10 protein-coding genes are annotated in these 15,011 nt (G+C 70.6%); 4 read left to right on the top strand and 6 right to left on the bottom strand.

Going from position 1 to position 15,011, the window contains the following annotated elements; all coding sequences use genetic code 11:
• Positions 1-54: 54 nt before the first annotated feature.
• The 5 genes from dhaK to H343_RS0116705 form a co-directional block, all read right to left on the bottom strand.
• The gene (dhaK, locus tag H343_RS0116730) at positions 55-1,047 is read right to left on the bottom strand and encodes a dihydroxyacetone kinase subunit DhaK (protein ID WP_028432097.1); all 993 of its coding nucleotides are present in this window, start codon (positions 1,045-1,047) and stop codon (positions 55-57) included.
• Between the two features lie 351 nt (positions 1,048-1,398).
• Positions 1,399-2,343, bottom strand: coding sequence for a GNAT family N-acetyltransferase (locus tag H343_RS0116720; RefSeq protein WP_028432095.1), 945 nt, complete (start codon positions 2,341-2,343; stop codon positions 1,399-1,401).
• A 71-nt stretch (positions 2,344-2,414) separates the two neighbouring features.
• Positions 2,415-3,866, bottom strand: coding sequence for an amino acid permease (locus H343_RS0116715; RefSeq protein WP_078505794.1), 1,452 nt, complete (start codon positions 3,864-3,866; stop codon positions 2,415-2,417).
• A gap of 206 nt (positions 3,867-4,072) precedes the next feature.
• Positions 4,073-5,029 (bottom strand): hypothetical protein, encoded by a 957-nt coding sequence (locus H343_RS0116710; RefSeq protein ID WP_028432093.1) that lies wholly within the window; start codon positions 5,027-5,029, stop codon positions 4,073-4,075.
• Positions 5,030-5,552: 523 nt separating this feature from the next.
• The gene (locus tag H343_RS0116705) at positions 5,553-6,176 is read right to left on the bottom strand and encodes a peptidoglycan-binding protein (RefSeq protein WP_486586927.1); all 624 of its coding nucleotides are present in this window, start codon (positions 6,174-6,176) and stop codon (positions 5,553-5,555) included.
• Between the two features lie 695 nt (positions 6,177-6,871).
• Here H343_RS0116705 and H343_RS0116700 point away from each other — a divergent pair.
• Together H343_RS0116700 and H343_RS0116695 are read left to right on the top strand one after the other, a co-directional pair.
• Complete coding sequence (locus H343_RS0116700) at positions 6,872-8,479, top strand: phytoene desaturase family protein (RefSeq protein ID WP_028432091.1); 1,608 nt, start codon at positions 6,872-6,874, stop codon at positions 8,477-8,479.
• A gap of 356 nt (positions 8,480-8,835) precedes the next feature.
• Positions 8,836-9,720 (top strand): LLM class flavin-dependent oxidoreductase, encoded by an 885-nt coding sequence (locus H343_RS0116695; protein WP_037904031.1) that lies wholly within the window; start codon positions 8,836-8,838, stop codon positions 9,718-9,720.
• 108 nt (positions 9,721-9,828) lie between these two features.
• Here the strand turns inward: H343_RS0116695 and H343_RS0116690 are convergent, their stop codons facing one another.
• The gene (locus tag H343_RS0116690) at positions 9,829-11,460 is read right to left on the bottom strand and encodes an FAD-binding oxidoreductase (RefSeq protein ID WP_037904029.1); all 1,632 of its coding nucleotides are present in this window, start codon (positions 11,458-11,460) and stop codon (positions 9,829-9,831) included.
• Positions 11,461-11,749: 289 nt separating this feature from the next.
• Between H343_RS0116690 and H343_RS35960 the strand changes: the two genes are divergently transcribed.
• A complete protein-coding gene (locus H343_RS35960; protein ID WP_486586926.1) occupies positions 11,750-13,345 on the top strand; it encodes a zinc-binding dehydrogenase in 1,596 nt (531 codons plus the stop codon).
• 36 nt (positions 13,346-13,381) lie between these two features.
• Positions 13,382-14,944 carry an AMP-binding protein gene (locus tag H343_RS0116680; protein WP_028432088.1) on the top strand — a complete coding sequence of 521 codons (1,563 nt, stop codon included), beginning with the start codon at positions 13,382-13,384 and terminating at the stop codon, positions 14,942-14,944.
• The last annotated feature ends 67 nt before the right edge of the window (positions 14,945-15,011 follow it).

Genomic DNA, 15,011 nt, shown 5'->3' with positions numbered 1-15,011 from the left:
GGGACCGGACGCCCAGGGGCGACCGCTGCCCGGCCCGCTGTTGATGACTCATGTTCAGCAGCCCCAGCGCAGAGAGGGCGTGCTCACCGGCGCGTCGTACAGCCGCAGCATCTCCTCGTCGGCCCGGCACAGTGTCACCGACGCACCGGCCATGTCCAGGGAGGTGACGTAGTTGCCGACGAGCGTACGGGCGACCGGTACGCGTCGCTCGTCCAGGACGCGCCGCACCTCGGCGCAGAACCCGTACAGTTCGATCAGCGGGGTGGCGCCCATGCCGTTGACGAGGGCGAGGACGGGACCGTCCGGCTCGAGATCGGTCAGAACGGCGTCCACCGCGAAGTCCGCGATCTCGCCCGAGGTCATCATCGGGCGGCGCTCACGGCCCGACTCGCCGTGGATGCCGATGCCCAGTTCGAGTTCGCCCGCGGGCAGGTCGAAGGTCGGGCTGCCCTTGGCGGGGGTCGTACAGGGGTGCAGCGCCACTCCGAAGCTGCGGGAGGACTCCGCGACCTGACGCGCCATCGCCTCCACCCGCTCCAGCGGCGCGCCCTCCTCGGCGAGCGCGCCGGCGATCTTCTCGACGTAGAGCGTGCCGCCGGTGCCGCGCCGCCCTGCCGTGAACTCGCTGTCCGTGACGGCCACATCGTCCTGCACGAGGACCTTGCCGACCTGGATGCCCTCGTCCTCGGCCAGCTCCGCCGCCATGTCGAAGTTCAGCACGTCGCCGGTGTAGTTCTTCACCACGAACAGGACGCCGTTGCCGCTGTCGACGGCGGCCGCCGCCCGCGCCATCTGGTCCGGGACGGGGGAGGTGAAGATCTCGCCGGGGCAGACGGCGTCCAGCATGCCGCGACCCACGAAGCCGCCGTGCAGCGGTTCGTGGCCGGAGCCGCCGCCGGAGACGAGGCCGACCTTCTCGGCGACCGGCGCGTCCCGGCGTACCACGACCCGGTTCTCCACATCCACCGTCAGCTCCGGATGCGCGGCGGACACTCCCCGCAGCGCGTCCGGGACGACGTTCTCCGGCACATTGATCAGCATCTTCATTGATACCTCCGAGTGAGCGTGGCTCTGTCCCTCTGGCCAGTACTACTACAGGTCAGAGCTGGAACCGCGAGTTGGCGGTCCCGATGTTTCCGGCTGTGCGGGCGGCTGCCCCCAGTGTCCCGCCCGGCTGCGTCCGGTGGAGCGGGCGCCTCCGGTGCGCACGCCCGCACGCCTCCGCGCCGCCCGGTGACGCCGCGCCCGCGAGGGGGCGCCGCGTTCCGCGGCGGGGGGAGGTGACCTCGGTCGGCTGCACACCTACAGCGTGCCGCACGGCACCGCCGCTGCCGAGGTCCGCCGGGGTGACCCGGCGGGTTTCGCAGTGCCGCCGGCGCGTGTACGGCAGCAGGCGTGTCACCCCAGCTCGAGACTGGTGACCCCGAAGACCTGCTCCGCCCGGAAGCGCGGAGCGGTCCCGGCGTACATGCGCACCGTGTGCGAGCCGGGCTCGAGGCCGCGGGAGGTGGCGAGGGCGACGGCCGCCGCGTGGGTCTCCGGGATGTCGAGGAAGACCTCCTCGTCCGGGCCGAGGTGGGCGGTCAGGGCGTCGAAGAGGGCCTCGGCCGACTGAGGGCCGTCGGCGAAGAGAGGCCCGATCCGCCGGCCCTCCCGCGCCCGGCGGATCACTCCGTAGCCGGCGGTCTCCCCGTCGCGCACGAAGGCGTACGCACTGTGGCCCGGGGCGGTCAGCCAGCGTTGCAGGAAGGCCCGCCGGCCGGCGGGGAAGCACTGCCGGTCGAACGCGGCGATCCCCTCGAAGTGGTCGGCGTCCGCGGGCACCACGGACGGGGAGGGAGCGCCGGGCGGCGTGGGACGTCCGCCGTAGCGGCCGGTGCGGTAGGCGGGCGTGAATCCCGAGCGGCGGTAGGTCTCCTCCTGGGCGGGCACCGCGTCCAGGCCGATGGTGCGCCGGCCGGCGTGCGGTACGGCCTCGCTCCAGGTGGCCATGCCCAGGCCGCCGCCCCGGTGCGCTGGGTCCACGAGGTAGTAGCCCAGGAACGCGAACTCCTCGGAGTAGTTGACGACGGAGACGGCGGAGACCGGACGGCCGTCGCGGCGTCCGAGGAAGAAGCCGCCGGGGTCGGTGGGGTGGAAGCAGGCCGTGTCGCCCAGGCCCGGGTTCCACTGCTCTTCGGCGGCCCACTCCTCGACCTGGAGCCACTCCTCGTACGAGGCGCGGGTGACGCTGAGTCCACCTCCGCCGGGGGCGGGCGCGCCGGGCGGAGCGGCTGCGGCGCCGCTGGGCGGTGCCGCGGCGGGGGAGGGCTGAGACGGGACGTCGTCGCCGGGGGGATTCATTCCTTCTGTTCGTCCTTTCCCTGTGAGGCGGGGGCCGCGGCAGGTGTCCGCGGCGTGGCGGTCTCCGGTCGTCAGATCAGGTCCATCGCGGCGACTTCGTCGGGACGCCCGTAGCTGACGGGGCCCTGGAATCTCCTGCGTGCGGTGGCGAACCACCAGACGGTCGCGATGATCAGCACCCCCGTGAGCGCGATGGGCGCGTAGTTGAACGTGGCCGGGGTGATCGGAGCGGCGTGCGGCAGCATGAACAGCACGTTGCTGACCAGGATCCAGGCGACGGCGACGGTCCCGACGGGCCTGCCCCAGCGTCCCAGGTGCCACGGCCCCGGCTCGAAGTCGTCCAGCCGCAGCCGCAGATAGATGGGCGCGGCGTAGGCGAGGAAGAGGCCCACGACGTTGACGCTGACTATCGCGGTGAAGGCCGTCTTGGACCACCAGCCCGGCAGGACCAGCAGCATGGAGCAGGCCGTGGCCAGCCACACCGCCTTGACGGGCGTGCGGGTGCGGGAGGAGACCGAGTGCCACCAGCGGGAGCCGGGCATGGCACCGTCGCGGGAGAAGGCGAAGATCTGACGGGCGTTGCTGGTCATGTTCGCCAGGCCGCAGAAGAGCATCGCGCCGATCACGACGAGCAGGAGCAGCTTGGCGGTGCCCGTGCCGAGGGCGTCGATGAGGATCTGCACCGGCGGTGCCGCCGCGCCTGCCTGCGCGTCGTAGTCCCGGATCGCGTAGACCAGGGCGAGCATGAGGATCAGGCCGGTGACGGCGGAGTAGCCGATCGCACGGACGATGCCGCGCGGCGCGTTCACGGTGGCGCGGACGGTCTCCTCGGACATGTGGAAACTGCCGTCGAACCCCGTGAAGGTCCAGCTGGTGACGAGCAGCCCCAGCATGCCGCCGTAAATGGCGCTCGTGAAACCGGTGTTGTTGGCGAAGTGCGTGACGAAGGACGCGTCCTGATGGTGCGAGGGCATCACGGTCAGCGCGGTGACGATGACCGCCAGTCCGACCAGCAGCCACCACACGGATATCCGGTTCAGCAGGGCGACGAGTTGCACCGTGTAGGTGTTGGCGAGCGCCTGGAGCAGCAGGATCACCGCCGTGATGAGCACCGTGCGCTCACCCGTGACCTCGTAGGAGGGCCATGTCAGGGCGATGAACGCCTGGATGAAGGTGGCGGCGGCCCAGCCGGTCGCGGCCGTACCGCCGACCTGGCCGACGAAGTTCAGCCATCCCGTGTACCAGGACCATGCGCCCTTGCGGCGTTTGGCGAGTTTTCCCGCGGCGAAATACAGCGCGCCGCTCGTGGGATAGGCGGAGGCGATCTCCGCCATCGACGCGCCGATGAAGAGCACCATCACCGAGACGCCGATCCAGCCGAAGACGAGGACCGACGGGCCGCCCGCGTTCATTCCGAATCCGAACGAGGAGAAGATTCCGGAGATGATGTTGATGATGGTGAAGGAGATGGCGAAATTGTCGAACGCGCGGAATCGGCGCGTGAGTTTGCGCGGATATCCCATCGCGTGCAGTGTCGCGTCGTCGTCGAGCGCGCTCTGCTCTTCTCGCTGCCGGTCTTCCGCGGGTGCGAGGGATGCGGAGTCGGACACAGTGGGTGGAACCTTTCTGGTGGGGCGGCGAAGAGGCGGCGGTGGGGGCGCGGTTCCTCTCGTGGAGCGGGCACGAGCCCGGCAGGGACGGACAGCCGCGGGGGAGGCTGCCGCCCCCTTCAGCGGCTGCCGGGCACGGGCAGCCCGCAGGTGAGCCTGGCCTTGCTCAACTGGTCCTCGGGATCGCCCATGACGCTCCAGGGCATCCGGCACGCGTAAGGACCCATGGCGGCGAAGACCGGACGTGCCTCGAACTCGCACTGGGCCATCAACAGCGCGTGCGCCAGGTACGCGAGATCGAGCACGGGGGTGAACTCGTAACCGGCCACCTCCGGGAGCCACTTCTGGTAGACGCCCAGGGCCGTCGTCTTCCACTGGGGCTGCTCCCAGGCACGGTTCGCCAGGGGCGAGGAGGGGTCGTGCTCCTCGACCAGGGCCACCAGCGGCAGCAGCCGCAACGGTGAGGAGGCGGGGGCGCGTTGGCCGAGGAAGGCGGCCACGTCCCAGGAAGCGGTGGACGATCCGCCGTGGCGGGCGAAGAAGTAGGACAGGAGGCGGTGGTGGGCCTCCCGGTGCCAGGGGTCGATGCGGAGGATGTGCGAGAAGAGCGACCACGGCCCTGTCGGTGCGGTCAACAGCCCCTGGGGGGCCGGGTCGCGGGGACGGTGCAGACGGGCCAGCGTCAGCTGGGTGACCCAGGGGGTGGGATCCCGGGGAGCCATCAGTGCCGCCCGCTGGCAGGCCGTGAACGCGATACGTCCCAGCTCGGTGGCCCTGGGGTCCTGAGCGTCGGCGGCGCGCAGCGCCCGCAGGGAGGAGACCCGCGCCCACAGCAGCGCCGCTTCTCTGCACGGCTCTTCGGCGAGCCAGCGTTCCGCCAGGTCGGAGTCGGCGGCCTCCGAGGCCAGTACGAGCGAGCGGTGGGCGCGCAGCCCGTTGTCCCTGCGGGCGTCCAGGAGCGCTTCGTTGGCGCTGAAGTAACGGCCCGCGCGTACATCCACACACGCTCGTGCCAGCTGGCGATCATCGGCCGCCGGGTGCCATACGTACTGCCCCTCAAAAAAGCCAGCGGTCATGCTCTCCTGCCGATTCTGCTGTCTCAGCCGACGCCGCCCGTATGTGCACAATTCGGGCAAGCCGAATTCAACCGGCGCATAGTACCGGTGCCTGGCAGCAACCCACACCCTACTCAGAGTCATGAGGGACCGGAACCACTATTCCGTAACGCCCGGGCTTCAGTGCCCGTTTATCCGCGCGGGGCCACGGCATTGCCGCGCGACGGAAGTGGAGATATGCGCAGAGCATATGTCAGCGCCTTCACTGTGCAATTTCTGTAGTGGCCATCTTTCTGCGGCGGGTGACGGTCCGTCGGCTTCTGTCTTCCACGAGGCCGGTGGGGCTGCAGCCGGACCGTCCCGGGTGCCGTTCACCGGAGGCCCGTCCCGGAAAACGCTGGGGAGAAATGTGCGTGGGGTGACGGCGATCTGCCGTACGGCGTCCGCCGGTGAAAGGCGGCAGAGAACAGGGGCAGGGCCGCGGCCCTCCTCGGAGGACCGCGGCCCGGGGGCGAAGGCCCCCCGAGGGCCGCCCGTCAGGGGATCAGGGGATCGGGGGCACCGTCGGGCCCTCCGCCGCGAGGAGGTCACGGGCGAACTGCTCCCACTGGGCGTACCGGTCGGGGTAGGCCGAGCGCTGGACGGCCTGGCAGACCTCACCCGGGGGCATGGTCTCCCAGCCCGCGATCTGGATCAGTCCCGGATTGCTGCCGAACGGGGCGACTCCGTAGAAGGACTTGGAGGAGGTGGGCACGTCGGTGATCTGCTCCGGCGTACCCCAGCCGGTGCTGGGGCGCTGCTGGAAGATCCCGAGGGAGTCGTGGTCGACCGGCTCCGTGTAGTTGACGAACTTCGACTCCTGCATGGCCGTCATCAGGGCGATGACCTGCCCCTGTTCGGGGATTCCCGCACCCTTGCCGACGCCGATCACCGTGCGGGCGTTGGCCAGTTCCTCCGGGCCGAGGTCGGCGGACGTCCGGAAGGCTCTGCGCAGCTGGGAGTCCGGTGCCTGCTGCAGCGCCTTCGCCGTCGCCGTGTCGACCGAACCCGTCGCGTCCAGCCCGTGCCTGGCCTGGAACCACTTGAGGCCGTGGCCGTGGTCCCCGGCCGGCGCGTCGGCGGCCGGCCGGGACGGGGACGCCGCCGCGGTGCCCGGCGTGAGAAGCACGGTGCCTGCCGCCAGAAGTGCCGCCGCCGCTGCGGCCGTTGCCCGTGATCCCGCTCGTGATCCTGCTCGTGATTCCTGCAAGGTGGTCCTCCCGTTCGCGCGATGCCGCGCGGTACCTCCGCACGGCTGCCGGTGAGTCCGCCCCGGCGCCCGCAGGTGCGGGGTCGCGCTCCGCCGGGGGTCGGTCCGGGGTGTGCGTGCGGCACACGTACGGGGAGCGTCTCCCGTATGACGCACGGGGATGTGATCCGCGCCACGCCGGTCGGTGGTCACCGGAGACGGAGATGTCACCGCGCACTGGTGATTTCCGTGCTTGACGGGCTCCGCTGTGGGACGTGCAGAGCGACCAAGGACCGTGCCGGCTGGCGGAGTTGGGCCGGCACTGGTGCTCTCGGCGCTCACCGGCCGGGCGCGCGGAACCCACCGCGAGAGCGCGGAGCTGCGCGCCCATGCCCTCGTGAGGACCGCCTGGCCGTCAGCGTCGACACACTGCCGTGGGAGACGGAGCGGACGGAGCCCGCTGCAGGGGGCGGCGGAACCGCCCGCGTGGTGCTGCGGGTGGAGGGCACAGCGGACGTACGGCGGCCGGCCCAGAGCTGTTCAGCACCGAGGGGTGCTGGGCATGGACGTCGCCGAGGACCCCGCCCCCGGCGAATGAGCGTGTGCGCGGCGCTCGTCGCATGCTACGAAGAGGCATGCCTGCCGCATCCTCTCGCGACGCCTCCTCTCACGACGCAGCCCCCTACGATGCCGTCATCGTCGGCGGTGGCCACAACGGCCTCGTCGCCGCCGCCTACCTCGCCCGCGCCGGCCGCAGCGTCCTGCTGCTGGAGCGCCTCGGACACACGGGCGGTGCCGCCGTCTCCACCCGGCCCTTCGCGGGCGTCGACGCCCGGCTCTCGCGCTACTCCTATCTGGTGAGCCTGCTGCCGCAGCAGATCACCGACGACCTGGGGCTGCGCTTCGCCGTACGCAAACGCGGAGTCTCCTCCTACACCCCGGCCGTCCGCGGCGGGCGGGCCACCGGCCTGTTCGTGGGCGGCGGAAGTGCGCGCACACGGGAGTCCTTCGCCCGGCTCACCGGAGGGGAGGAGGAGTTCGAGGCGTGGGAGCGCTTCTACGCGATGACGCAGCGGGTCGCCGAGAGGGTCTTCCCGACCCTCACCGAACCGCTGCCCGCCCGCGATCAGCTGCGCGAGCGCATCGGCGAGGACGCCGCCTGGGACGCGCTGTTCACCAGGCCGCTGGGCGAGACGATCGAGGAGCACTTCCAGGACGACCTCGTACGCGGTGTCGTGCTCACCGACGCCCTCATCGGCACCCTCAGCCACGCGCACGACCCCTCCCTGCTGCAGAACCGCTGCTTCCTCTACCACATCATCGGAGGCGGCACGGGCGACTGGGACGTACCCGTCGGCGGGATGGGCGCGCTCACCGATGCCCTGGCCACAGCCGCCCGTGACGCGGGCGCGCAGATCCGCACCGGTCACGACGTGCACCGCGTGGAGACCGACGGGGACATCGCCGAGGTCCACTACCGCACAGGCGAGGACGAGGGCAGCGTGAGGGGCCGCCGGGTCCTGGTCAACGCCTCACCCGAGGCGCTGGCCGGGCTGCTTGGCGAGGCGCCCGTGCCCGGTGCCGCGCCCGTCGCCGGCTCCCAGCTGAAGGTCAACATGCTGCTGCGGCGTCTTCCCCGGCTCAAGGACACCTCAGTCGAGGCGAGGGAGGCCTTCGCCGGCACCTTCCACGTCGCCGAGGGATACGAGCAGCTGGCCGAGGCCCACCGGCAGGCGCTGCGCGGAGAGTTCCCGCGCACCCCGCCCTCGGAGCTGTACTGCCACTCCCTGACCGACCCCTCCATCCTCGGCCCCGAACTGGCCGAGCAGGGCTGCCAGACGCTCACGCTCTTCGGTCTGCTCACGCCCCCCGAGTCCTTCACCGGCGGCGCGGACGGCGACGGCGCCGCCGCCTCCCGGGAGAGGGCACTGGCCGCCACCCTCGCCGAGCTCGACCGCCACCTCGCCGAGCCGGTCGGGGAGTGCCTGGCCCTCGACGCGGACGGCAACCCCTGCATCGAGGCGAAGACCCCGCAGGACCTGGCCGGTGAACTGCGGCTGCCCGGTGGCCACATCTTCCACGGCGACCTCTCCTTCCCTTTCTCGCAAGAGGGGACCGGACGCTGGGGCGTGGAGACCGCCCATCCCAATGTGCTGATGTGCGGGGCCGGTGCCGTACGGGGCGGAGGAGTGAGCGGCATCGGCGGGCACAACGCGGCCATGGCGGTCCTCGAGAGCGGCTGACGGGACGTCACGGGGCGGGTCGCGGACCGGAGTTGACAAACTCCGCCTGGTATCACGCCGAATTCGCGCGACGGGTGGCTGATTTGTCCGGTACCGGGGCTTCTCCCGCAGGGTCGGCGGCAGCCTCGGCGGTAGGCTCAACATGCCGTTTCCGCTGACGCGTTGGAAGACCGGCGCGTCCACCCGGACGGTCGGCGGGCAGGTCTGGGCGCGGTTCGTGTCCGGTGAGTCCGCCCGGAGGCGGCCGGTCCTTCCGCCCGCGGGCGGAGATGTACCCACGCAGCGGTCCGCTGCTGCGCTCACCTGCTACGGAGGATGCCTTGCCAGACGTCGAAGTTGGCATTTCCCTGCCCACCATGGCCGACCTCGAGCCCAACGGGTTCCCTGGTCTGGCCGCCGGTGCCCGGCACGTCGAGGAGGCCGGTCTCGACTCGGTCTCGGCGTCCGACTTCATCATGGGAAACGGCACCCCCGCCCTGGAGTGCACTCTCGCGTTGTCCGCGGCCGCCGCCGTGACCGAGCGTGTGCTCCTGCGCTTCGGGGTGATGACGCTTCCGCTGCGCAATATCGCCTGGGTGGCGGCCCAGGTCGGGACGCTGCAGTATCTCTCGAAGAACCGTGTGGTCCTGGGAGTCGGGTCCGGCGGAGCGCCCGGCACTCCCTTCTGGGACGCCGTCGGCGCCTCCGCGGAGGGACGCAACGGCCGTCTCGAATCCGCACTGAGGCTGCTTCCGGGCCTGCTGTCGGGTGAGGAGACCCGGCTGGAGGATGAGCCCGGTCAGACGGCGCTCTCCCTGGCGCCGGCCGTCCCCGCCCCGCCCGTCCTGGTCGGCGGCAACACGGACAACGCCATCCGCCGTGCCGCCGTCCATGGTGACGGCTGGATGCCGTCGATGATGGCTCCCCACAAGCTCGCCGAGGGCACGAAGAAGCTGCGGGAGATCGCCGCTGAGCACGGCCGTCCGGCACCCGGCACCACGGTCTGGCTGCACGCCGGTCTCGGTGACGAGGAGTCGGTGCGCAGTGCCCGCGAGAACTTCGAGCGCAGCCTCGTCGAGATGTACGGCGTCTCGCCCGAGGACGCCCCGCACGTGCCCATCGGCGGTACGCCGAAGGAGGCGGCCGAACGCTTCGCCGCCTACGCGGAGGCGGGCGCCGACCACATCGACCTCGTCGTCGACGGCGGTGACTGGCAGCGCCAGGTCGAACTGATCGCGGAGGCGCGCTCGCTGCTCGGCTGACGGCACGCCGCCACCGACGTGCCGTGGTGCCGACTACCGGTACCACGGCGGCAGGCCCCGGCACCGCCCTGTGCGCGGTGCCGGGGCCTGCGGTTCATGGACCGCAGGTCAGGGAAGTTCGACCGACTGGCGGTGGTGGAAGAGGTTGCGCGGATCCCACTTCGCCTTGACCTTCTGCAGCCGGGCGTAATTGTCCTTGTAGTACAGCTCGTGCCACGTGGACTCCGACCTGTTCAACTCGGGGTCGCTCAGGTCCGCGTCCGGGTAGTTGATGTAGCACCCGTCAGTGACGTCGTTGGGAACGGGGACGCCGCCGGTGTCGGCGTAGACGTCCGCGTAGATCTCGCGGACCCACCGGATGTTGCGCTCGTCGTCCTGGGCCTCGTGCCAGTAGGACTCGTAGAACATCAGCAGATGCGACTCCCGGTGCGCGGAGGGCGTCGCGGCGGGATCCGTCTTGTTGATCTGGCACCCGGCGGAGTTGAGCACGATGTAGCTGTAGGTGTTGTCGTAGTCCTTGCGCGTCAGGTGCTTGTAGAGCGCGTCGATCTGCCTCTGGGGGAAGAGGTCCTTCATGAAGGCCGACTTGTGGAACGTTCGCAGGTTCGGGTTGTTGAGTGTCTCGCCGCCCGTCGTGCTGTAGGTGGTCGCCTTCATGAAGGGCAGTTCCTGGGTGTCGAGCATGGAGGGTTCGACACCTCCCATCGCCTCGCCGAGGAAGTCGGTGAAGGCCTTCATCAGCTTCTCGGCGTCGGGAACGGTGGCGTCCATCTGGGCCACCAGGAAGAGCGTGCCCGCCGAGACGTGGTTGAGGAAGAGCCAGTGGCCCAGGTCGGCATAGGGCGAATCCACGTCATTGTGCTTCATGGACCACTCGCCGTACTTCTTCAGCAGAGAGGTGAAGCCGGCCTCGGTGATCTTCTCCCACGGCCAGGTGGCCTGGGTGTACAGCACCCGCGCGGGAGGGGTGGGAAGCAGCGAACTCGGGTCCTGGCCCTCGACGCCCGTGGTGCGCAGCCAGTAGCGGGTCACGATCCCGAAGTTGCCGCCGCCGCCGCCCGCGCAGGCCCAGAGGAGGTCGTGGTTGCGGTCGTTCTCGTCGCGGGTGGCGATGACGGTGCGGACCTTGCCCCTGCGGTCGACGGTGACGACCTCGGCGGCGTAGACGTGGTCGATGACGATTCCGTGCCTGCGGGAGAGGACACCGTAGCCGCCGCCCGCGAAGTGGCCACCGGCGCCCACGCTGTGGCAGCCGCCGCCGGGGATCGTCACGCCCCATCCGTTGTGCAGGGTCTCGTAGATGTCCAGCAGCGTGGCGCCCGGTTCGACGAAGTAGGCCTTGCGCCGCTCGTCCCAGCCGACGCGGTTCATCAGCCGCAGGTCGGTGATGATCTGGGCTTCCTTGTTGAAGACGAAGTCCTCGAAGCAGTGACCGCCGCTGCGGATGACCAGACGCTTGCCGTTCCGTACGGCCTCGCGTACGACCTGGGCCACCTCCTCGGTGGTGGCGGGCAGCTTCACGGCCTCGGGCTCACCCACGAGCCGGGCGTTCATGCCCGAGACCATGTCGGCGTAGCGGGCGTCGGCCGGTGTGACGGTGGCGATGCCGGTGCCGCTCGAAGAGGCAGCCGCGGCGGTGGCGGAGCCGGCCGCCTGCGCCGGAGTCGGGAGGGAGGTGACCGCACCGGATGCGGCGACAGCGGCACCCGTACCGGCCAGGAACCGCCGTCTGTTCAACATACTCAATTCGAGCTCCAGTTCTCGCGAGGTCTGGCCCTGTGGCTCCGGCCCGGTGGGTCCGGCACGGGGGTCCGAGAAACAGGCCCAGCCTCACGCCCGCGGCCCGTCCGTGCAGACGGATGGAAGCGTCTTTGTCAGGTGTCACCGCACCGCAACGCACGACGGGTCACCCTCGCGGGGAGAGCGGCACCGCAGCCCACCGCCCGGGCGCCCGCAGGGCCGGCCGGGAGGTGACACACTCCTGACCGTCGGCCGCTGCGTGACTGGCACCGCGGCGAGAATCCCTGCCATGCGTGCCGCCTTCATGGAACGGTTCGGACCTCCGGAGGTCATCCGGTACGGCGAACTGGAGCCACCGCAGCCGGGACCGCGCGAGGTGCTCGTCGACGTCGCGGCCACCGCCGTCAACCACGTCGACACGTTCGTACGCTCCGGAGCGTGGCGCACCCCTGTGCCCATGCCGTTCGTGGTGGGCCGCGACATGGTGGGCAGAGTCGGCGCCGTCGGGGAGGGGGCGCGGGGCTTCTCCCTCGGCGACCCGGTGTGGTGCAGCAGCCTCGGCTACGACGGCAGACAGGGCGCCGCCGCCGAGCTCGCGGTCGTTCCGGACCAACGGCTCTACCACCTGCCCGGTCACGTCAGCCCGTCCGACGCCGCAGCCGTGGCGCATCCGGCCACGACCGCCTATCTCGCGCTGTTCACGCACGGCGGTCTGCGGCCGGGAGAGACGGTCGTCGTCGTCGGAGCGGGCGGGAACGTCGGCAGCGCGCTGGTGTTGATGGCCGCCCGCCACGGGGCACACGTCATCGCCGTGGCCAAAGAGCGCTCCGCCGGGTACGTACGCACGCTGGGCGCCGTCGAAGTCGTCGATCCCGCCGGGCCGGACGCCTGGGAACGGGTGCGGGATGCGGCGCCGGACGGGGTCGGTCTGTACATCGACACGACCGCGCAGAACGACCTGACCACCGCCGTCGGTCTGCTCGCCAGACGAGGCCGGATCGTGCTGCTCTCCGGGCTGCACACCCGTCCCGTGCTGCCGGTCGGCCCGCTCTACGTCAAGGACGCCTCCGTCATCGGCTTCGCGATCTCACAGGCATCCGTCCGCGAACTCGCCGAGGCGGCACGTGAGATCAACCTGCTGCTGGCCGGCGGAGGGCTGCGCCCGCGCGGGGTGGAGTCACTGCCGCTCAGTGAGGCGGCCGAAGCTCACCGCCGCCTCGAGGCGGGCGAGGTCCGCGGGAAGCTGGTGCTGCACACTTCTCCGCGGCCAGCCGGTGACCTGACCAACCCTGTGCGGGTCCTTGGCCGCAGTGGCGAGAGCGCTGGGACGCTCTCGCACATGGCTAACTCCTCCGTCACAGACAAGTCCCCACTGTTCGAACTGCGGGCCGACATCCACGTAACGGCGACGCCGGACCAGATCTACGACGTGGTCAGCGACCTGCCCCGCAGCGGCGAGTGGAGTCCCGAATGCCAGGGCGGTGAATGGATCTCCGGGCCGGCAGCCGCCGTCGGCTCGGTCTTCCGCGGCGAGAACCTGCGCAGCGAGGAAGTCGTCGCCTGGGCCCCGCTGGTCAGGGGCGTCTGGCACACCGAGTGCCGCGTCACCGAGGCGGACCGCGGGCGCACCTTCCGCTGGATGATGCTCTCCCACGCCGGCGCCGACCAGCAGAGCGTCTGGGGTTTCGACATCGAGGCCGCCGGCGAAGGCGCGGTACTGACCCATCACTTCCGGATGGGGAAGGCCACCGCCGGCATCCACAAGATCGTCGCCGGTCTCGGCGAGGACGAGCGCGCGCGGTTCGTCGAGGAATGGACGGCCAAGCTCGAGCAGGACCTCACGGACACGCTTGACCGGATCAAGAGCGTCATCGAGAAGTCATGAACCGGCAGACGGGAACACACAGACGAGGGGGCGCGGATGCTTCTCCAGCGCATCGGTAACAAGGGCATTCAGCTGGGCACACTCTTCGCGCGGGCGGCCGGCAAGCACCCCGCGAGCCCGGTGATACTCGACCACGAGCTGGACATCGCCCCGGAACGTGGCCGCCGCCTGACGCTGACCGAAGTCGCGGACGTCGTCGAGGACTTCGCGTCGCGCCTGTGGGCCGCCGGTGTCCGCACGAGCGAGCGCGTGGTCATCCACAAGGCCAACAACTTCGACATCACACTGCTCGCCTGCTCGCTCGCACGGCTCGGAGCAGTGCCGATCCTGCTGTCACCGAAGCTGGACGGGGCGACGGTGGCCGAACTGCTGCGGCGCGCGGACCGCCCGTACCTCGTCACCGACCAGGCCAAGCTGGACAACGACCTGCCGGACGAGGTCTTCGAGCTGTCGCGGAAGCTGCTGCTGACATCCGGCCACCACGAGGGCGCCGAGGAACTGGCCGCGCTGGCGGGCGTCAGGCGTGTGGACCCGGTGCACATGTCCCCGGACCACCCCACGCTGATCACCCACACCTCCGGCACCACGGGCGTGCCGAAACTCGCCGTGCACACCGGCCGTACGTTCCAGGCGAGGTACCGTCCGCAGGGCACCGTGGCCAGGATGGTCGGTCCCAGCGAACCGATCGCGATCCACGTGTCGTTCGTGCACTCGCGGATGTTCACCGCGATGCCCATCACCATCCTCCAGGGGCACCCGCTCCTCGTGCTCAGGGAGGACGACCCGGCAAGCGTCGCCACCCTGTTCTCGCAGGTGCCGCCCGGTCTGATCGAGGCGCACCCCAACTCCTTCATGCGGTGGGAGGAGCTGGCCGAGGACCCGCGCGCGCCCCTCGCGAGTGTGAAGTACTTCAGCAGCACCTTCGACGCCATCCACCCGCGCACGGTGCACCGGCTCCTCGGCGCGTCCCGCCGCAAGGGCGCACTGTTCGTCCAGATGTACGGGCAGAGCGAGGTGGGGCCGATCGCCGGGCGCACCTACAGCCACAAGCGCGGGGCGGAGGCCGAAGGACGCTGCGTGGGTGCCCCGTTCCCGGGCATGACCGGGATACGGGTGGTCAGCCGCGACGGCAGTCCGCCCAGCAAGTCCTCACCGGGTTTCATCGAAGTCCGCAGTGACGGGCGGATCGTGACGTACCTGGAGGAGCACGAGCGCTGGCAGAAGCAGGTCAACGATGGCTGGTGGCGGATGGGTGACGTGGGCTACCGCACCAAGTGGGGCTGTCTGCACCTGCTGGACCGAGAGGTCGACGAGATTCCCGGCATCGACAGCACGCTGGAGATCGAGGACAAGCTCTTCGGACGGCTCCCGCAGCTCACCGAGGCGATCATCGTTCCCGGTACGGACGGCGTGCCCGTACCGGTGGTGGCCACCCGCGACGACGAGCCCCTGGACCCCGACGTGTGGCGAGCCGCGGTGGCCGGTCTGCCGACCATGGCCCCGCCGGTGCAGTGGCGCCTGGAGGACCTGCCGCACACCGCCACGACGAAGATCAAGCGGCTGGAGCTCATCGAACGGCTTCAGACACAGCGGAGCTGACGGCCCGTCCGTGGCAGCGACCGCAGCACCAGCGTCCGACCACCGAAGCAACGTGGGTCCGGGTTCC

Source organism: Streptomyces sp. TAA204, assembly GCF_000424965.1.
The sequence above is the reverse complement of the archived record's forward strand: the minus strand, read 5'-3'. Positions and strand labels throughout refer to the sequence as shown.